The sequence below is a fragment of the Allofournierella sp. CML151 genome, from assembly GCF_027853465.1.
In the GTDB taxonomy this organism is placed as follows: Bacteria; Bacillota; Clostridia; order Oscillospirales; family Ruminococcaceae; genus Allofournierella.
Genome location: NZ_JAPNNW010000006.1, coordinates 114,550 through 133,598 on the forward strand (window position 1 = coordinate 114,550; position 19,049 = coordinate 133,598).

The following is a 19,049-nucleotide window of genomic DNA, read 5'->3' on the forward strand; positions in this document are numbered from 1 at the left end:
AGAAGGAGAGGAATAGATTATGAGCAAGATTATTGGTATTGACCTGGGTACTACCAACAGCTGTGTATCCGTTATCGAGGGCGGCGAGCCCGTTGTGATCGCCAACGCCGAGGGCGCCCGCACCACCCCCAGTGTGGTGGGCTTCACCAAGACCGGCGAGCGTCTGGTCGGCCAGGTGGCTAAGCGCCAGGCCATCACCAACCCCGAGCGTACCGTGAGCTCCATCAAGCGCCACATGGGTACCGACTACAAGGTTTCCATCGACGGCAAGGACTACAATCCCCAGCAGATCAGCGCCATGATCCTGGCCAAGCTGAAGGCGGACGCCGAGGCTTACCTGGGCGAGACCGTTTCCGAGGCCGTCATCACCGTGCCCGCTTACTTCAACGACAGCCAGCGTCAGGCCACCAAGGACGCCGGCACCATCGCGGGCCTGAACGTTCGCCGTATCATCAACGAGCCCACTGCTGCGGCTCTGGCCTACGGCGCTGACAAGGACAACGACCAGAAGATCATGGTTTACGACCTGGGCGGCGGCACCTTCGACGTGTCCATCATCGAGATGGGCGACGGCGTGACCGAGGTTCTGGCCACCAACGGTGATACCCACCTGGGCGGCGACGACTTCGACCAGCGCATCATCGACTGGATGGCCGACGAGTTCCAGAAGGAGAACGGCATCGACCTGCGCAACGACAAGATGGCTGCCCAGCGTCTGAAGGAAGCCGCTGAGAAGGCCAAGATCGAGCTGTCCGGCGTGCCCAGCACCGCCATCAACCTGCCCTTCATCACCGCCGACGCCACCGGCCCCAAGCACCTGGATATGACCCTGACCCGCGCCCAGTTCGACAAGATGACCGCCGATCTGGTGGAGCGCACCATGGCTCCCGTGCGCAAGGCTCTGCAGGACGCCGGCCTGCGTCCCAGCGATCTGGGCAAGGTTCTGCTGGTGGGCGGTTCCACCCGTATCCCCGCCGTGCAGGAGGCTGTTAAGAAGGAGATGGGCTGCGAGCCCTTCAAGGGCATCAACCCCGACGAGTGCGTTGCCATCGGCGCTGCCATCCAGGGCGGCGTGCTGAACAAGGAGGTCGGCGGCATCCTGCTGCTGGACGTTACTCCTCTGAGCCTGGGCATCGAGACCCTGGGCGGCGTCTGCACCAAGATCATCGAGCGCAACACCACCATCCCCACCAAGAAGAGTCAGATCTTTTCCACCGCTGCTGACAACCAGCCCAGCGTTGAGGTCAACGTGCTGCAGGGCGAGCGTGAGATGGCTGCCGACAACAAGAGCCTGGGTATGTTCAAGCTGGACGGCATCCCCGCCGCTCCCCGTGGCGTGCCTCAGATCGAGGTTACCTTCGACATCGACGCCAACGGCATCGTGCATGTAAGCGCCAAGGATCTGGGCAGCGGCAAGGAGCAGAGCATCACCATCACCGCTTCCACCAACATGAGCAAGGACGACATCGATAAGGCCGTTCGTGAGGCCGAGCAGTTTGCCGCCGAGGACAAGAAGAAGCGTGAAGAGGTCGACACCCGCAACGGCGCCGAGCAGCTGGTCTTCCAGACCGAGAAGACCCTGAACGAGCTGGGCGACAAGGTGGACGCTTCCAAGAAGGCGGAAGTGGAGAGCAAGCTGAACGAGCTGAAGGAAGCTCTGAAGGGCACCGACACCGAGGCCATCAAGGCAAAGCAGGAGGCCGTGCAGAAGGCGTTCTATGCCATCAGCGAGGAGCTGTACAAGAACGCTCAGGCTGCTCAGGGCGCACAGCCCGGCGCGGACGCCGGCGCTGCCAATGGCGGCAAGCCCGACGACGGCGTGGTTGACGCGGACTTCAAAGAAGTATAAAATAATATACTCAGCCGCCCCGGCCCAGGCTGGGGCGGCAATTTCTGGTTTTGCTGATTTCAGTGATTTTACATGAGGGGCCCGCCCGGCGGGCTTTTAGGTGAGAAATTTATGGCAGACAAACGCGATTATTACGAGGTCCTTGGCGTTGCGAAGAACGCCAGCGACGATGAACTGAAAAAAGCGTACCGCAAGCAGGCCAAAAAGTATCACCCGGACCTGAACCCGGGCGACAAGGAGGCCGAGGCCAAGTTCAAGGAAGTGAACGAGGCCTACGAGGTTCTGGGCGACAAGGAAAAGCGCGCCCGGTATGACCAGTTCGGCTTTGCGGGCGTAGACCCCAGCTACGGCGCAGGCGCAGGCGGCGCGGGCGGCTTCGGCGGCTTTGGCGGCGGCTTCGGCGGCGTGGACCTGGGCGACATCTTCGGTGATATCTTCGGCGGCGGCTTTGGCGGCGGCTTCGGCGGCAGCCGGGCCAACCCCAACGCCCCCCGCAAGGGTGCGGACGTGCGGGTGAGTCTGGTGCTCAGCTTCATGGAGGCCGTGCACGGCTGCACCAAGACCATCACCATCAACAAGCAGGATACCTGCCCCGAATGCGGCGGCAGCGGCGCGGCCAAGGGCACCAGCCCCGAGACCTGCCCGGACTGCCACGGCACCGGCTATGTGAACCGGAACATCCGCATGGGCGGCATGGTCATGCAGCAGCGTCAGCCCTGCTCCCGCTGCGGCGGCAAGGGCAAGATTGTGAGCACCCCCTGCGGCCATTGTCATGGCACCGGCAAGGTGGGCGCCAAGAAGACCCTGGAGGTCAAGATCCCGGCCGGCATCAACGACGACCAGAGCATTGCACTGCGCGGTCAGGGCGATGCGGGCGTGAACGGCGGCCCCGCCGGTGATGTGATTGTGATCGTGACCGTGCGGCCCGACCCCATGTTCGAGCGGGACGGCTACGATGTGTGGGTCAACGTGCCCATTACCTTCAGCCAGGCGGTGCTGGGCGCTTCCGTGGTGGTTCCCACCGTGGACGGCAAGGTGGAATACACCGTGCCCGAAGGCACCCAGAGCGGCACCACCTTCCGGCTGCGGGGCAAGGGCATCCAGTACCTGGGCGGCCGCGGCCGTGGCGACCAGTACGTGAAGGTAAACGTGGAGATCCCCAAAAAGCTGAACAAGGCCCAGCGCGAGGCGCTGAAAGCCTTTGAGGAGACCCTCAAGGACGAAAACTACGAGCAGCGCAAGGGCTTCTTCAAGAACCTGAAGGACCTGTTCGACAAGAACAAGTAAACGCATAAGCGCAAAGCGCCCGTTCCGGGAATTTCCGGAACGGGCGCTTTTTTGTTTTGCTTGATTGTTCTTTAGAACGACTGTTTGATTTTTGGATTCTGTAAGACAAAGCGCCGCCACCGTATACTATCTTTAGAGCAATATCACGGTCTAAAGAAGGAGGCGGCAAAATGGATGCCAGGGCAGTCGGGCAGCGAATCAGAGCTGCGAGAGAAAAGAAGGGCCTGACCCAGGAAGAGCTTGCCGCCCTTGTGGATATCAGCCCCACCCATGTGAGCGTGATCGAGCGGGGGACCAAGATTCCCCGGATGGATACCTTTGTGGCCATTGCCAATGTGCTGGAGGTCTCGGCGGATAGCCTGCTGGTGGACGTGGTGGACCGAGCGGCGGAAGGCGCGGCTTCGGAGCTTTCCCGCCTGCTGGAGGAGCTGCCCCGGGAGGAGAAGGTACGGGTGCTGAAGGTAGTAGCGGCCATGATCGAATGATGGAAGATGGAAGAGCGGAATGCTTTTCCATCTTTTTTTGTTTCATTGACAAAGTGGGTGTGATTTCGACATCAAAAGAATTATATACTTGTGCTAAAGAACAAGGGATGCTTCAAAAGATGGAGGAATGTAAAATGAAGCAATTTGAAAAGATCCTGGAGAAAATTGCCCGGGAAAACGGGACTACGCCAGGGGAGGTGCGGGACCAGATGCAGCGGGCCATCGATCAGGACTGTGACCATCCCGCCGATGGGGCTGCGCCGCTGTGGGCGGAGTTGACCTTCCGGGGCGAGCGCCCCACGCCGGAGGAGCTGGTGCTGCAGCTGGCCGCCCTGCTGCAGAAAAACACCACGCCTGCCGGATAAACAAAAACGTCCCCCGCGCCCGGGGTTTTCCGGGTGCGGGGGACGTTGTGCGTTATGGGAAACGGGGCAGAGCGGTCAGTCCTGGTTCTTTGCCTCGAACCAGAAGCAGGAGCCTTCGCCCAGGGTGCTGTTCACGCCGAAGCGGAAGCCGTGGCTTTGCAGGATCGCCTTGGTGATGGAAAGCCCCAGACCGGTGCCCACCTTGCCCGCGTCGCTGCGGCTGCGGTAGTAGCGGTCGAAGATGTAGGGCAGGTCCTCCTTGGCGATGCCCGCGCCGTGGTCGGCCACCTCCACCCGCACGGTGCCCTTTTCCGGCACGTTCACCCGCAGGATGAAGACGTTGTCCGGCCCGATGTGGTGCATGGCGTTGCCCAGCAGGTTGTGCAGCACCCGCTCCATCATGGCCGGGTCCGCGCATACGGTGCAGTCGGTCTCCGGGTCCGGCAGCTCCAGCTTGAGGGTGTAACCGTTCTGGGCGCACACCGCCTCGTACCGCTGGGCCACCTCCTCACACAGCTGGGAAAGGTCGAACCGTACCTTCTCCGGCTTGTCGGTGCCGCTGCTCATCTTGGAAAGCTCCATCACGCTGTTTACCAGTCCGCTCAGCCGGTCGGTCTCGTCCACGATCACGTCCAGCTGGGCGGTGCGCTTGTCCGGATCGTCTCCGGTCAGATCACGCACCGTCTCCGCGTAGCCCTTGATGAGGGTCAGCGGGGTGCGCAGGTCGTGGCTCACGTTGGCCAGCAGGTCCCGCTGCAGCTGCGCCGCACGGGACACCTCGCCCGCCATGTGGTTGAAGTCCGCCGCCAAAAGGCCGATCTCGTCGGTCTCGGGCACGTTTACCCGCACCGAGTAGTCACCGTCCGCCAGCTTGCGGGTGGCGTGGGAGAGCTTGGTCAGCGGATTTGTGAACCACCGGCTGAACAGCCAGGAGGCCACGATGGAGAAGGCCATCAGGCACAGGAAAATCCAGGGCATCAGCTGGCCCAGCACCACGCCCGCCTCGTCGATGCGGGCCAGGCTGGTGCAGAAGATCACCGAGTAGGTCTCGTCGCCGTTTTTGGCCACACGGCCCACGGCCATCTGCCGGGTGGAGGCGTTCTTGTCCACCACCAGCTCCTTTTTCACGTAGCCCTGGCTGAGCACGGTGGCCCGCAGGCTCTCCACCACGCTGCCGTTCCACACCGAGGTCTTGCCGTTGATGGAGGTGGTGAATGAGGCCTCGTGCAGCAGGCAGGGGTACAGGTTCTCGAAGCCGGTCACATGCTGCAGGGTGGAGTCCGCCAGGTCGAAGCAGGTGTTGGAGGCGTCCAGCTTGCGGCTCTGGATGGCCGAAAGCAGCGAGGACTCGAAGCTGCTGCTCACCTGTGCATCCATGATGGGCAGGGTGCGGGTGCTGATGGGCTCGGTGGAGGACTCGATGATGGACACCACCGTGTTCACCTGGTTCAGCAGATGCTTGTAAATATAATGGTTGTACAGCGGCTGCATGAACTGGGTCACAAAGACCCATACCAGAATCAGCACAAAGGCGCTGGACAGGCACAGGAACATCATCAGCCGGTAGCGCAGGCTGAGAAAATGGGGTTTGGTGTTTGCCATGAGCGCCGCCCCTTACTTGACCGCTTCCGGGTCGAATTTGTAGCCGATGCCCCACACGGTGACAATGGCGTCCCGGTAGCGGCCCAGATGGCTGCGCAGCATCTTGATGTGGGTGTCCACCGTGCGGTCCTCGCCGTAGTAGTCGTAGTTCCACACCTTCTGCAGAATCTTCTCGCGGGAGAGGGCAATGCCCCGGTTGGTGGCCAGGAAGACCAGCAGGTCGAACTCCTTCGGGGTGAGGGAGGCCTCCTGGCCGTCGATCTTCACACTGTGGCTCACCGAGTCCACCGTGAGGCCGCCGAAGGTGTAAACGCCGCCCTCCGCTTCGGTCTTGGGCAGGGTGCGGTTGAGCACCACCTTCACCCGGGCCACCAGCTCACGGGGGCTGAAGGGCTTGACCACATAATCGTCCGCGCCGCCCTCCAGACCGGCCAGCTTGTCGTATTCCTCGCCCCGGGCGGTGAGCATGATCACCGGAGTGTTGATCTTGCGGCTGCGCATCTCCCGCAGGCAGGTCATGCCGTCCACAAAGGGCATCATCACGTCCAGGATCACCAGGTCGATGCCGCCCAGCGAAAGGGCGGCCAGCGCCGCACCGCCGTCGCTGGCTTCCTCACAGGTGAAGTTCTCGTGCTCCAGATGAGCGCGGATCAGGTCCCGGATGCGGGGTTCGTCGTCTACGATCAGGATTTTCGGCATAAAAGATTACCTCCTGTTATTTACTGTAAAGCGGGCGGGCAAGCGGCCCGGGCCCGCAGTATTGTCTTTAGGTAACCCCGCACAATTCACGCCTGCCGGCTCAGGCGGCGTATCGCGCCAAAATTTTCCGTGCTATTTTCCAAAAATGCTCGCCAAGCCACCCAAGGCTTGGCTGTGCTTTTTGGTTCATATCACAAAAAATTTTCCGGCGCGCTCCACCACCTGAAATTGTGCGGTATTACCTCTTTTATATTACCATAATAGGGGAGCGGTGTGGACAAAATGTGAAAGCGACGCAAAAAATTCGTGGCAGAGCATAAACCGGCCCGGTGCGGCATAGTTATGGACCAGTGCTTCGCATGACCGAAGAGCAGTTCACAGAGGAGGGTGCAAAGAATGTTTGTGTTGACGTTGGGCAAAAAGGGCCTGCGCAGGCTGGGGGCCGCGGCGGTGTGCGGCATTGCGCTGGCGGGGGCGGTGCTGGCGGTGAGCGGCTTCATCCACGCGGGGGACAGTGCGCTGGAGGCAAACGCCCCGGCGGCCCAGAGCGGGGCCACTGCCATCCCGGAGAAAATCGCAGGCTCGGAGGACATCGCCGCGTTTTTCAAGGGCTTCGGGCTGGAGGTGGATCTGACCACCGCCACGGTGGATAAGGTGAAGGTGCCCAAGAAATGGGACGAAAGCTTTTCCGCCTTCAACACGGTGGTAAAGGAGAGCGGCTTTGATCTGGCGGACAGCAAGGGCAAAACTGTGGAGAAATGGCTGGTGGAGTGCCCCGCCCGCTCGGACGGCCAGAACACCTGCCAGTGTGTGCTGCTGGTGTATAAGGAAAAGCCGGTGGGAGCGTATCTGCTGAGCCAGCCCTCCGGCGAGGTGACCGGCCTGACCAGTGCCGCCGCCACCCCCGCGCCACTGACCAGCGAGCAGGCGGCCCAGACCGCCGCGGGCTTCGGGGAAGGCGCGGCCGAGGCCTCGGCGGACGGCGCACCCCAGGCAGCCAGCGTACCCCCGGCGGACAGCATGGCACAGCAGGCCAGCGGCGACGAGATTGTGGAGTTCGATCTGAGCCAGGTGGGAGCGGAGCCGGTGGAATGAACCGGACGCCGCCCCGGCGGGGCCGGAGAGGGCAGGAAAAATTTTTCAAAAACAGGCTTGACAACCCCTGTTCCGTATGCTATTATATATAAGCACTCAGCAAGAGGGCAAACGAAATAGCGCGGAGTGGAGCAGCCTGGTAGCTCGTCGGGCTCATAACCCGAAGGTCGTTGGTTCAAATCCAGCCTCCGCAACCATATTGTCTTAACAAAAAAGATATGAGACCGAAAAACCCCGTAAACAAGCCGTTTACGGGGTTTTTTCGTGCCAAAAATTAGGTCCCAGTTTGAAAGATATTTTTCGCCCTTTTCGGGCTTTGGTGAGGACTTGAACTAACGACTACCGATTTTGTGGCTTATTTTGCCTGGTTTGGATCGGTTTTTCCGATTTTTGACCCGGTGAAATTGTAAACAAATTATGAACTTTTTGAAATAATCACAAGTAGCTACTCAGCTCCACTAGATTAGTCCCCAATTTCCCCCTTTTTAAGAAAATTTGTTGTAGAAATAATCGGCTTAATTTTGTTTAGGGTGCCGAAAATTCTGGTTTTTGCGTCTGTATTGGATTCGCCAAAACAGGCGCTTTTTTTATTTCCCGAAAACATCTTCATACATGGGCAGAAATTCCTCATTACACCCAGGGGGAGGTGCGTCTATTTTGCCCATGAAGCACGGTGCGCTACTTCCCCCCCTCTCATACTCTCCCCCCAAGTAACACTTACCTACTGGGAAGAAGATATCAATGCTTACCAAATGCACTCTTTCAGCCCCGGCAATGCAACTACACTATTCATCTCATTTTCTTCCCATTTACGAGAAAAAGGCCACCTTCCGGTGACCTTTTTCGACAGTCTGAAGTACAGGCAATTGGCTGTACTTTCTTTTTGGTATTCCTATGCGAAGATTTAGGTTTCGCCACCGCGGTTGAGGGTGCGCCGGTTGTTGGGAAACCAAATGGCCGGAGTGAACACCGCCAGCCCCACCGCTGTGGTATCCCCAGGGTTGGAAACGATGTGGGGCAGGTTGGACTGCACCACCGTGGTATCCCCGGCGTTCAGGCGGATGGTTTCGGACTCCACCAGTACATCCAGCTGCCCTTGTTCCAGCAGCAGGATTTCTTCACTGGGATGGATCACCGGCAGGTCGCCGTCCTTGCAGTGGGGCTCCAGTTCAAAGCGTATGACCAACGACTGAGGTACAAAATCCCCGTTGGGCATGGGGGTGAGCAGATGATACCGTATATTGGAGTTGGGCTGGGAGAGGATCATCATATCCGCCTGACGGGTCGTCAGGCCAGTGCTGCTCTCACCACCCATGAACAGATAGGTGGGGATGTCCAGAGCGGCGCTGAGTTTGCGCAGGGTGGACAGGGACGGGTCGGTGAGATTGCGCTCGATTTGGGAGATATACCCGATGGACAAACCAGTCTTTTCGGCCAGTTCCTTGAGGGTGATTCCCCGCTTTTTCCGAATATTTCGAACCTGTTCGCCCAGCATAAAACCTCCCGCTTTTTCGTAAAAAATTTATTTACAGTATATCACAAAATATCCTGTACGTAAATAAGCGAGAAAATATTCGATATTTATAAAATTTTTACAAAGAAAATCAGATGATTTCTTGCTTATTCTCTGAAAAATGTGAAAAAAGAGGAAAGCTCTTGACAAAAATTTTAGAAATAGTAAAATTGTATAAAATTTTACTGTGCAGGAGGCATCCCATGAAAATTACAGATGTTAAGGTGGAAACCATTCACATCCCTATGAAAAAGCCCTTCCGTATTGCCTTTGCGGTACAGGACCATTCGGTGAACGTGCTGGTGAAGATCACCACCGACGAAGGCCTGTGGGGCATCGGTGAGGCCGCGCCCTTTGAACCGGTGACCGGCGAGAGCGCGGCCACCGTTCTGGAAGCGCTGAAACTGTTCCGCACCGGATTGATCGGCATGGATCCGCTGGATGTTGAGGGCATCCATTGCATGATGGACCGCCTGCTGTCAGGCAACACCTCGGCAAAGGCCGCGGTGGATATTGCCCTGTACGATATCAAGGGCAAGCTGATGGGTCAGCCTCTGTACAAGGTGCTGGGCGGCAGTGTGAACCAGATCGTCACTGACATGACGGTGGGCATTGACACACCGGAAGCCATGGCCGCCGAAGCTCGGGAACGGGTGGAGAAGGACGGTTTCACCATTCTGAAAATCAAAGCCGGCATCAACCCGGCAGAGGACATCCAGGCATTGACCCTGATCCGCCAGGCGGTGGGCCCCAACATCCGCCTGCGTGTGGACGCCAACCAGGGTTACACTGTCAGCGATGCGGTGCGCACCCTGAAAGCCTTTGAACAGGTGGGCGTGGAAGCGGTGGAACAGTGCCTGCCCAGCTGGGATCTGGACGGTATGCGCTTTGTGCGTTCCAAGGTGGACCTGAAGGTCATGCTGGATGAGTCGGTCCACTCTCCCATTGACGCAGCGAAAGCCTGCAAGATCGATGCTGCAGACATCATCAACATCAAGCTGATGAAGTGCGGCGGCCTGTACCCGGCGGAAAAGATCAACGCCATTGCCGAGGCGAACCATGTACAGTGCATGGTGGGCTGCATGCTGGAGACCAAGGTAGCCATTGCCGCCGGTGTGAGTCTGGTCGCTGCCAAGCAGAACATCACTGAGGCGGACTGCGACAGCTTTATGTACGCCGTGGACCCCGAGATGGGCATGCCCGGTGGTTTTGCCGTGAACGGCGGCGTCTACACCCTGTCCGACAAACCGGGCCTTGGCATCGATATTGATTTTTAAGCGGGACCCCGCAGAGAGGTACATTATGCCGAATACAATTTTTTCCTCCGAAGGCGCGCTCCTGTTCATCATGGTCGCCACGGTCGCCCTGGGATTCTGGCTGCAGCGGTTCAAGGCGTTCAAAACGCTGGGCCCGGCCCTGACGGTTATCGTCATGGGCATCGTGATGTCCAACCTGCGGATCGTGCCCACCTCCAGCGCTACCTATGATGCCATCAGCAGCTACTGCGTGCCGCTGTCCGTTTCCATCTGCCTGCTGAGCCTGGACCTGAAACAGATGCGCAAGCTGTCCAAAGAGCCGGTCATTGCGCTGGCATCGGCAGTGTTCAGCGTCTGCGTGGCGGCCCTGGTGTTCGGCGTACTGTTCGCCGGCAAGATCGACGAAGGCTGGAAGGTGGCCGGCATGTTCGTGGGCACCTACACCGGCGGCAGCTCCAACCTGACCGCCATCGCCGTGGGCCTGGAGGCCAGCAAGACCACCATCGCCTCGGCCAACGCCGCCGACTATGTGGTGGGCATTCCCACACTGATCCTGATGTTCGCCGCCCCCGCCCTGTACAAGAATTCCAAACGGCTGAAAAAGTTGTGGCCCTATGAAATGAGCGAGCCGGAACTGCTGGGCGACGGCGACCACGAGGAACTGATGGCCTCCAAGGAATGGTCCATCCAGGAAATCGCCTGGCTGCTGGCCATCGGCTTCGGCACCGTGTGGGCCGCCACCGGCATCTCCTCGGTAGTATTCGGGGAAGGATTCCGCAGCGCGGGCCGCATCCTGCTCATCACCACCTTCTCCATCATCCTGGCACAGGTACCTGCCATCCGCAAGCTGCGCGGCAACTTTGACCTGGGCCTCTTTGTGGCGCTGCTGTTCCTGGTGACCATCGGCTTTGCGGTGGACCTGCAGCAGTTCTTCGGCTCCACCTTCTACATCACCCTGTTCTGCTTCTGCGTCATCGCCTGTTCCATCCTGCTGCACCTGCTCATCACCCGGTTGCTGAAAGTCCGCTTTGAGTATGTGCTGCTGTCCATCGTAGGCTGCATCTCAGATGGCCCCACCGCTGCCCTCATCGCCTCCAGCGCCCAGTGGAAGACCCTTATCAACATCGGTCTGCTCATGGGCGTACTGGCCGGTGCCCTGGGCAACTATGTGGGCATCGGTGTAGCCTATGCCATCCGTGCCTTGATCGGCGCCTGACCGGAAAACGGGAGAAACGGAAATGCGTAATTTTGACTTATATGTTTCGGGCATCCTGTACGGCAGGCTGCGCCTGGGCGACGGCACACCCCAGATCCAGAAACTGGATGTGCACACCGGCGCGCTGTTGGACTGGCAGGACCTGACCGACCAGGACCGGGATTTTTACCGTTCCTTTGTAAAGATGGACTTTACCGCCCTGGGGCAGAACCTGTCCCGCTACGAGGCGGGCCTGCAGGGCACCGGGGAAGTTTCCCTGTGCGGCGAGCGCTACACCAGTGAAGATGGCTGCAGCTACCTGCAGCGGGATGTAAAATTCCCCAACAACAAACAGATGAAAGAGGGGCGGCTGATCGCCGTCACCTGCCCTGCACGGGAGATGGTCACGGTGCTGGTGGAACCCGGTGCCGAGGAGGAGACCGTCCTGCGCCTGTGGCGCTCGACCTGGCCGGAGGAACAGCTGTTCCCGGTAGAGCATGCGGGGACATTCCCGGTGCCCATGCGGGACGGGGTACATCTTTCCACCGACGTATACCTGCCCAAAGACTGCGGCGCCCCGGTGCCCGCAGTGCTGGTACGCACTCCCTACGGCAAGGAGGACGGCTGTGAGGTCTACTACCGCTACGTCCAGCGCGGCTACGCGGTGGTGGTACAGGATGTGCGCGGCCGCAACGCCAGTGAAGGCGAATGGCTGCCCAACTACCACGAGGTGGAGGACGGCGACGATACTCTGAACTGGATCGCCGCCCAGCCCTGGTGCAGCGGACGCATCGGCATGGTGGGCGGGTCCTACCTGGGTTATGTACAGTGGGCGGCCGCTGCCAGCGGCAACCCCCACCTGAAAGCGCTGATCAGCGTAGTCTGCGCGGGCAGCTCCTTTGTGGATCTGCCCCGCCGGGGCGGGTCTTTCACCTCGGGCATGCTGGCCTGGGCCTTTGCGGTGTCTCAGAAAACCTTCCACCCTGAGCTGATGGAGCGAGACGACTGGGAGGAAGTGCTGAACATCCGCCCCCTGACCGACCTGCCCAAAAAGGCCCTGGGGTACGATGTGCCCTTCATCACCCGGTGGCTGGAACCCAGTGACTACAACGATTTCTGGCGTCGGTCCAATTGGCAGGAGCGTTCCGTCGGGGCGCAGATCCCGGCGCTGATTCAGTCCGGCTGGTTTGACGACAACGGTATGGGCACCACCGAAGCCCTGGAACTGGTCCACGACTTCCCTCGGGGCATGCGCAAGGTTATTCTGGGGCCCTGGCAGCACAGCGGCAACAGCAAGTACGATATGCACGGGGTATCCTTCGGCAGCCAGGCGCTGCGCTTTGATCTGGACTGGCTGTATTTCCGCTGGTTCGAGCATCACCTCAAGGAAGTAGACAACGGCATCGACCAGACTGCCCCGGTGGAATACTACACCCTGGGCCAGGAGGTATGGAAGACCGCCGAAAACTGGCCGGTGCCCGAGACCCGGGTCACCCAACTGTACCTGGACAGCGACGGCCACGCCAACACCTCCGCCGGGGACGGGCGACTGACCTTTGCCAAGCCGGAGCAGGAGAACAGCGACGGCTATGCCTATGACCCCGAGCATCCATCCCAGCACATCATCGATATGTCGGAGAACGAGATCGAGGTGCCGGAGGACTACACCCAGGAGGAACTGCGTCAGGACCTGCTGTGCTACACCTCCCCCGTGCTGGAGGAGGACCTGGTCCTGACCGGCGATATGACGGCGGAGCTGTACATCTCTTCCGACGCGCCGGACACCGACTTTGTGGTGCGTGTTACCGACGTGGACGAGAATGGCCGTTCCATCAAGCTGGCGGACGGCCTGCTCAGCGCCCGCTATCGCAACGGCTTTGCCCGGTCAGAGTTTTTGCAGGAAGGCGAGATCGTCTGCCTGAAGATCCGTACCACCAAGCTGTCTAACTGCTTCCGGAAAGGCCACCGCATCCGGGTGACCGTCACCTCCAGCGCCAAGAATTTCATCTTCCCCAACAGCAACACACGGGAAGGTTTTGCTTCCGCCCGGACCGTGGTGGCCCATAACCGGGTATACCACGGTGGGCTGCACGCCTCCCGCCTGACGGTGCGGGTGGAGCCCTGAGTCATTGATGCTTCTCCCTGTCAGCAGAAGCGAAATATCCCTCAAGCGACCTGTTCCGGGGTGGGTGCGCCACATAAAATCCTGAATCCGTACCCATCCAGACCGAGCCTTGGGCGTTGTTCCTGGTGCAATTTTGATACCACGCCGCCGCCCTCCCGGCGGGACCGGGCGCGGCGTTTTTGTATAACGAAAACCACTCGCTGGGCGAGTGGTTCCAAAGAAGACTATTATGCTGATAGTCGGAGCAATAGTATTGATTGCAGGAATTGGCGCACTCTCATATCAATCGCAAGAAGTCCGAGGCTTACTGCTATTCTTTGGCGGCTTAGGTTTGTTGATAGTTCTTGCCGCTCTATTAGTAACTCCTTTGTGCTTACTGATAGTGAAGTATTTCAAAAAACATATATGACTCAGCCCCCCTGCAGCAGGAACTATTTGTTGGGATGAGTTTCTGCAACTTACCATCGTTTTAAGCGTCTGTATTGGATTTATCCAAACAGACGCTTTTTTATATTTCCCGAAAACATCTTCATACCTGGGCAGAAATTCCTCGTCACACCCAGGGGGAAGTGCGCCTTTTCCTGCTTTTGAAACAGGGGACGTTGCTCCCCCCCTCTCACACTCTCCCCCCAAGATACACTTACCTACTGGGAAGAAGATATCAATGCCTACGGAATGCGCTCTTACAGCCCCAGCCAGCCCAAGCAAGCGATGCAAACATCAATGCTGAAATGGGAGTCATCGTCTTTCCCAGCCGGTGATTTCCTTGAACAAACGAACCAGAAGGAGGAACGAAATGTCCATCAAATTCAAAAATAAGGAACACGAGAAATTCTATGAGCAGTGCCTCGGCCGGACCGGCAGCCTTGATCCCTACCACAAGGCTTTTTTCTATACCATGGGCATCAGCGGCGAGACCAGGAAGCACATCGAGGACGTCTTCAACTTCCGGGAGGATGCCATTCAGCCGGAGGGCCTGAACAAAGGCTGGCAGACCAGCGGCAGCAGTTGCCTGACCCGCTTGGCGTTCAACCTCTGGAACGGGTGGAACGCGGATGGCTGCGCGACGCCTTACGATCTGTTCACCACTTCGGATGCAACCTACATGTTGGAGGCGGTTCGGCTTCGGTACCCGGAGTACTGCAAGGAACCCCAGGTCCCCAGTATGAGTCGGGCCAGATAAGATGGGACGGGGCCGAAAGAAAAAACTCAGAAATAAAGGCAAATGCCAGAAAGGACTTGAAAGCATGATCATTGGCATTGACCATGGGTACTACGCAATTAAAACCAAGAATTTCTCGTTCCCAGCCGGTGTGACAGCGTATACCCATGAACCTTATACCCTGAAAAACACCCTCCAGATCGGCGGCAAATACTTTGTCTGTGGCACTAGCCGGCAGCCTATCCTGCGTGACAAGACCGTCAACGACAACTACTACATTCTGACCCTGGCCGCCATTGCCATGGAACTTCGCTACAGGGGCTTTCCGGCAGAGAGTTCAGTAACCCTGGCGGCAGGACTCCCTCTAGCACGGTATGGCCGTGACAAGAAGCCGTTCACCGAATATCTGCTGCGCAATGGTCAGCCGGTCAACTTCCTGTTCGAAGGGGAACGCTACAAAGTCAAAATCGAAAGCGTGAAACTGTTCCCCCAGGGCTACTCCGCCATCGCTATTCATCCTGAGCTGGTGAAGGATGAGCCGTCTGTGCTCCTCATGGACATCGGCGGATGGACGGTGGATCTTATGCGACTGGACTACAACGTCCCTAATGCGGCCACCTGCCGCAGTCTGGAACTTGGCATGATCCGCTGCATGGATGAGATCCAGGAGCAGGTTCGTCGGGACACCGGCCTGTCTGTTACGGATGCCCAGGTGGAACGGATCCTTGCCGGCAAGCCCTGTAGCATGGACGAGGAGGCGCGTAAGCTGATTCAGCGGCAGGGCCGGCTCTACACTGAGCGACTCATTTCGGCGGCAATGGAAGCAGGGTTTGACCTGCGAACTCTGCCCGTGATTCTGATGGGAGGAGGTGCCGCGACCGTCATGCGCAACGTGAGCGAACGTGACGGCCTTTGTCGGGCTTTTCTGATCGAGGACGATAAGGTAAACGCCGAGGGCTATGAACGGATTTTGGGCCAAATGTCGGGCCGTGAGGAGCAGCGATGAAAAGGCAGCAGTTCCTCTTCCGTCCTAATCCTCATTCGGATCTTCACCAGCGTGCCTGGGCGTATCTCCAGACCTGCCCTGCTGGGCAGAAAAACGACTACATAGCGTGGGCCATCATACGCCTTGAATCGCAGAAAGAGTTTGAAAATATCCTGCGAGAAATCCTTAAAGAACCAGAGGCGGTTCCCCATGAATCAGGTCGTGCTCACAGGTCGTCAGCAGCGTCCACAATCCCAGGAGAAATGCTTGGATTTCTTGACGGTCTGATGGATATGGAATAGTTGGTATAACTTGCCCATAATTTCGATGAATCATTGTTGCACTTGGTGATAGCTTTGTTCGAAGGTGTTGGGTAAGTAGAAAGCCTCAAAAGCATCGTGACATAGATCGGTAACATCCTATATTCTCACCAGAGTCGTACTGACAGAATACGGCATGGAAATTTGTTCATATCCTCCTTTAAAAAGACTTGTAGTGTTGACTGACTTGTGTTACAATATAAATGGAAAAGAGAAAGATATTTGAACCAAATATGTAGAGCTTGGCGCCCATGCCCTAGTAAGGCTCAAAAATCCCAAAAATATATGGGTGGTTCAAAAATATCTTTTTTGGTACTACAAGCCAACAAGCCGGTCGACCGAATGGTCGACCGGCTTTTCCGCGTATGAACATGAAAAAAGCCGCAGGTTTTCCCGCGGCTTTTGGCTTTGCTGCAAAAGGCCGGTTTATCCAGGCCTCTTTCATGAACGCATGGCAAACCAGGCGCACTTTCCTGGAAAGTTTTGCGACATCCGCGTTGACACCAGTTTCAGCCTTTTCCCTGCGAAAAGCAGGTCCCGCACCGGCCCCAAAGCCGGGTGCCAAGGTTTTCCTTCCGGATGTCCGTCACCTGCCGAAATACTGGTGCGCCCCGGATGCAGGCCCCCACAAAATAGAGAGCGCCGCATCTGCGGCACCGCACATAGTGGCAAACGGTATAATGCTGCTCGGCATCCAGCACCGCATCGGTATCTTCCAGTGGGCAGTCACCGGCAAACAGTTCCATACAGCCTTGCCGCTCCAGTTCCATGAGCCTGCGAAGGATCTGGTCATATTGGCGGTAGGAACCGTTGAGAGGCTCTTTCGTCTGTGCCGCCAGCGGGCCACAGATGGGGCAGATGAGATTCTCCTTTTCCATCGGTATCCCTCCTTACTTTATGATCTCCTGTTCCAGATTCATAGTATGCTGTCGTAGCAATAACTTCCTCTCAGCGTGCCGACACAGCCCGTCCGGTATGCTCATAATACACAAGAACCGCAGTTCCATTTCCTGTCTGGCTCATCATCGTATAGTCATCTGCTGATATTTCCACACGGGTCCTTAATCCTTGAGAATCCGTCCCCATCAGATAATAATGATGCGAAAAAATGCTGGTATGCGCTTGTGTTTCACTTACTTCTATATCTGTCAGCGTGACCGTCTTCGTACCCGACGCCAGATCAGCGGCAAAATCCTTCGTAAACCACATGCAGACTACCGCACAGAAAACCGCGATGATCACTCCTGCTGTTTTGTTACTTTTTTCCCCTGTTTTCCAGTTATGTATGACCCGCACGACCACATAGATGCACACGATCCATATGACGGATATATTGCAGAATTCATCCAGTAACACCAGCTCTCCTGTCTTAGGCAGAAGCAGACCGGCAACTATGACCGCCAGTACAAGAACACAGAGAATGATCTCATATTTTGTTATTTTTCTTCTCACTTTGCTCATGATTCGGTTCCTTCCATTAGACTTACAAGATCATTTCTCCATGAAAATTCCTTTGCATAATCAATGCATGCTTTCCCAAAATTGTCTTTTTCATAGATATTTGAACCGTGATCTATTAAATATTGATATACCGGCATAGCCGTCTCTGTCGGCAGCTTTACAACAGTAATCGCATAATTAAGTGGAATTGCCCCATATTTGTCTTTGGCGTTTATGTTCACCCCAGCCTCAACCAGCAGCTGAGTTACTTTTAATATGTACTGTGGATCGGGCCTCATAACCGAAAAGTAAAATATATGCAGTGCATTTCTTTGATCTTTTGGACTTTTAAAGTTAACATCCGCCCCCTCAGATATTAAAAATCGAATCATCTTTATTTTTTCGTCTGTGTTGTGGTCATTGACAAACAGTAACTGAAACAAACTTAATCCTGTATACTTATGGAATAGATTCGGATCACCTGTATAAAACTTCCGGAAGTCCGAATAAGTTGCGTCTCTTACCGCATCAAAAATGTCTGTAATCCTCATAAATCTCACTCCTAAAATCACTCAATCTTGCTCAATAACTTTATCGTCCGTTTCCTGCAAATATCTTTCTGTATCGAAATGTGATTCAAGAATGTTTTTCAAGAATTCAGTTTCTACAACTCTGTCATTCTCATAAGATCACAAGTTCTTTCGGGATATATCTTCCATTGATCCGGAGCCAGCAGGCACTTTCAGCAAAATCTGTCCGCCGCAGCGATCCTGACTTTAACTCGGTGATCGTCTCAAAATTTTCACATTCGAGCAGCTCCTCCTGCTCTTTTTTTGTAAGCCGCCGGTTCAAAGCGGGCAGACACTGATATGTAGTTCTGTAATATCCAAGCAGGCGCGGCAGCGAAAGGACTGCGCCTGCCAATGCAAGAACACACGCTGCCAGCGACGGAATATTCTCCGGACGCGCCAGTATCCCGGCGAAGCCTGCGAGCGCCAGCACTCCCCATGCACACAGGGCAAGGTTTTTCTTTATGGGGTATCCTCTCCGCCATTCTGTTTTTCTCAACTGTTTCATTATTTTCCCTCTGACAGCTTCGCAATTTTATCTATCTCAAAGAGTATAGGACTTTGATAATCCGTCGTTTCGTCAGCAAAACACCGCGCTAGGCTGTTCCAGTGGATATCCGGGAGTTCATTAACATTATCGCAGGATATGATCTGCAGCATAACGTCGTATATTTTTTTGATTATTCCCGAATATTGTAACTGCGTACTATAATCGGAACGGAGTATCTGTATGACTTTTTCACAATGCTGTTTTATCTCTTCCATGTGCTTTGGCGAACCTCATCTAACCACTTCATAAAAATCTCGCTTGAATCTGTCCCCGTCTTTGCGGAACAGATACTTTCATACTTATATTCCGTGTCTATTTTACCGCTTTTACAGTCATAAATCATTCTTAATTCCGTGGGGACAGGTTTTTCGTAATGTATGCATATTTGTTTTATCTTCTCAAGATCCGCTTCCCCAGAACGAAATACTGCTTTCTTCGATAGAGCCATAGGCATAAACTTTATCAGTCCTATTCCCCGCAAATTCGACACATAGTGAAATAATCCGTGACTGCGCATCCATAAATTCATCTTCAAACACTCTATCCATAGCG

At 56.4% G+C, this 19,049-nt stretch carries 19 protein-coding genes and 1 tRNA gene; 12 read left to right on the top strand and 8 right to left on the bottom strand.

Going from position 1 to position 19,049, the window contains the following annotated elements; all coding sequences use genetic code 11:
* The first annotated feature begins 19 nt into the window (after nucleotides 1-19).
* The 4 genes from dnaK (at nucleotide 20) to PH256_RS06455 (ending at nucleotide 3,986) form a co-directional block, all read left to right on the top strand.
* Nucleotides 20-1,849, top strand: coding sequence for a molecular chaperone DnaK (gene dnaK / locus PH256_RS06440; RefSeq protein WP_087183214.1), 1,830 nt, complete (start codon nucleotides 20-22; stop codon nucleotides 1,847-1,849).
* A gap of 111 nt (nucleotides 1,850-1,960) precedes the next feature.
* Nucleotides 1,961-3,136 carry a molecular chaperone DnaJ gene (gene dnaJ / locus PH256_RS06445; RefSeq protein WP_270913465.1) on the top strand — a complete coding sequence of 392 codons (1,176 nt, stop codon included), beginning with the start codon at nucleotides 1,961-1,963 and terminating at the stop codon, nucleotides 3,134-3,136.
* A gap of 170 nt (nucleotides 3,137-3,306) precedes the next feature.
* Nucleotides 3,307-3,621, top strand: coding sequence for a helix-turn-helix domain-containing protein (locus PH256_RS06450; protein WP_270913467.1), 315 nt, complete (start codon nucleotides 3,307-3,309; stop codon nucleotides 3,619-3,621).
* Nucleotides 3,622-3,755: 134 nt separating this feature from the next.
* Nucleotides 3,756-3,986 carry a sporulation initiation factor Spo0A gene (locus PH256_RS06455; RefSeq protein WP_270913469.1) on the top strand — a complete coding sequence of 77 codons (231 nt, stop codon included), beginning with the start codon at nucleotides 3,756-3,758 and terminating at the stop codon, nucleotides 3,984-3,986.
* Between the two features lie 75 nt (nucleotides 3,987-4,061).
* On the opposite strand, the gene PH256_RS06460 is transcribed toward PH256_RS06455, so the two are convergent.
* Entirely contained in the window at nucleotides 4,062-5,588 is a 1,527-nt protein-coding gene (locus tag PH256_RS06460; RefSeq protein WP_270913471.1) for a sensor histidine kinase, read from the bottom strand.
* A 12-nt stretch (nucleotides 5,589-5,600) separates the two neighbouring features.
* Nucleotides 5,601-6,287 (bottom strand): response regulator transcription factor, encoded by a 687-nt coding sequence (locus tag PH256_RS06465; protein ID WP_087180877.1) that lies wholly within the window; start codon nucleotides 6,285-6,287, stop codon nucleotides 5,601-5,603.
* Nucleotides 6,288-6,683: 396 nt separating this feature from the next.
* Between PH256_RS06465 and PH256_RS06470 the strand changes: the two genes are divergently transcribed.
* The gene (locus PH256_RS06470; protein ID WP_270913473.1) at nucleotides 6,684-7,382 is read left to right on the top strand and encodes a DUF4830 domain-containing protein; all 699 of its coding nucleotides are present in this window, start codon (nucleotides 6,684-6,686) and stop codon (nucleotides 7,380-7,382) included.
* A gap of 120 nt (nucleotides 7,383-7,502) precedes the next feature.
* Nucleotides 7,503-7,579, top strand: a tRNA-Met gene (locus PH256_RS06475).
* Between the two features lie 707 nt (nucleotides 7,580-8,286).
* Here PH256_RS06475 and PH256_RS06480 read toward each other — a convergent pair.
* Nucleotides 8,287-8,877: a helix-turn-helix domain-containing protein gene (locus PH256_RS06480; RefSeq protein ID WP_058962760.1), complete on the bottom strand. Its 591-nt coding sequence runs from the start codon at nucleotides 8,875-8,877 to the stop codon at nucleotides 8,287-8,289.
* Nucleotides 8,878-9,098: 221 nt separating this feature from the next.
* Here PH256_RS06480 and PH256_RS06485 point away from each other — a divergent pair, with 221 nt between their 5' ends.
* From PH256_RS06485 to PH256_RS06510, 6 genes are all read left to right on the top strand, one after another.
* Nucleotides 9,099-10,172, top strand: coding sequence for a mandelate racemase/muconate lactonizing enzyme family protein (locus tag PH256_RS06485; RefSeq protein WP_058962759.1), 1,074 nt, complete (start codon nucleotides 9,099-9,101; stop codon nucleotides 10,170-10,172).
* Between the two features lie 25 nt (nucleotides 10,173-10,197).
* A complete protein-coding gene (locus PH256_RS06490) occupies nucleotides 10,198-11,367 on the top strand; it encodes a DUF819 family protein (protein ID WP_058962758.1) in 1,170 nt (389 codons plus the stop codon).
* Nucleotides 11,368-11,389: 22 nt separating this feature from the next.
* Nucleotides 11,390-13,471, top strand: coding sequence for a CocE/NonD family hydrolase (locus PH256_RS06495; protein ID WP_270913477.1), 2,082 nt, complete (start codon nucleotides 11,390-11,392; stop codon nucleotides 13,469-13,471).
* A 796-nt stretch (nucleotides 13,472-14,267) separates the two neighbouring features.
* Nucleotides 14,268-14,654 (top strand): DUF6075 family protein, encoded by a 387-nt coding sequence (locus PH256_RS06500; protein WP_270913479.1) that lies wholly within the window; start codon nucleotides 14,268-14,270, stop codon nucleotides 14,652-14,654.
* A gap of 64 nt (nucleotides 14,655-14,718) precedes the next feature.
* On the top strand, nucleotides 14,719-15,639 hold the full coding sequence (locus PH256_RS06505) for a ParM/StbA family protein (RefSeq protein WP_270913481.1): 921 nt from the start codon (nucleotides 14,719-14,721) through the stop codon (nucleotides 15,637-15,639).
* Complete coding sequence (locus tag PH256_RS06510) at nucleotides 15,636-15,920, top strand: plasmid segregation centromere-binding protein ParR (RefSeq protein WP_270913483.1); 285 nt, start codon at nucleotides 15,636-15,638, stop codon at nucleotides 15,918-15,920. The genes PH256_RS06505 and PH256_RS06510 overlap by 4 nt, the downstream gene beginning before the upstream one ends.
* A gap of 527 nt (nucleotides 15,921-16,447) precedes the next feature.
* Here PH256_RS06510 and PH256_RS06515 read toward each other — a convergent pair.
* The 5 genes from PH256_RS06515 to PH256_RS06535 form a co-directional block, all read right to left on the bottom strand.
* Nucleotides 16,448-16,816, bottom strand: coding sequence for a hypothetical protein (locus PH256_RS06515; protein WP_087183218.1), 369 nt, complete (start codon nucleotides 16,814-16,816; stop codon nucleotides 16,448-16,450).
* Between the two features lie 70 nt (nucleotides 16,817-16,886).
* Nucleotides 16,887-17,399: a hypothetical protein gene (locus PH256_RS06520; protein ID WP_270913485.1), complete on the bottom strand. Its 513-nt coding sequence runs from the start codon at nucleotides 17,397-17,399 to the stop codon at nucleotides 16,887-16,889.
* Nucleotides 17,396-17,929 (bottom strand): hypothetical protein, encoded by a 534-nt coding sequence (locus tag PH256_RS06525; protein ID WP_087183219.1) that lies wholly within the window; start codon nucleotides 17,927-17,929, stop codon nucleotides 17,396-17,398. Before PH256_RS06525 ends, PH256_RS06520 begins: the two co-directional genes overlap by 4 nt.
* A 130-nt stretch (nucleotides 17,930-18,059) precedes the next feature.
* Entirely contained in the window at nucleotides 18,060-18,455 is a 396-nt protein-coding gene (locus PH256_RS06530; RefSeq protein ID WP_270913486.1) for a hypothetical protein, read from the bottom strand.
* Between the two features lie 440 nt (nucleotides 18,456-18,895).
* A complete protein-coding gene (locus PH256_RS06535; RefSeq protein WP_270913487.1) occupies nucleotides 18,896-19,045 on the bottom strand; it encodes a hypothetical protein in 150 nt (49 codons plus the stop codon).
* Nucleotides 19,046-19,049: the final 4 nt, after the last annotated feature.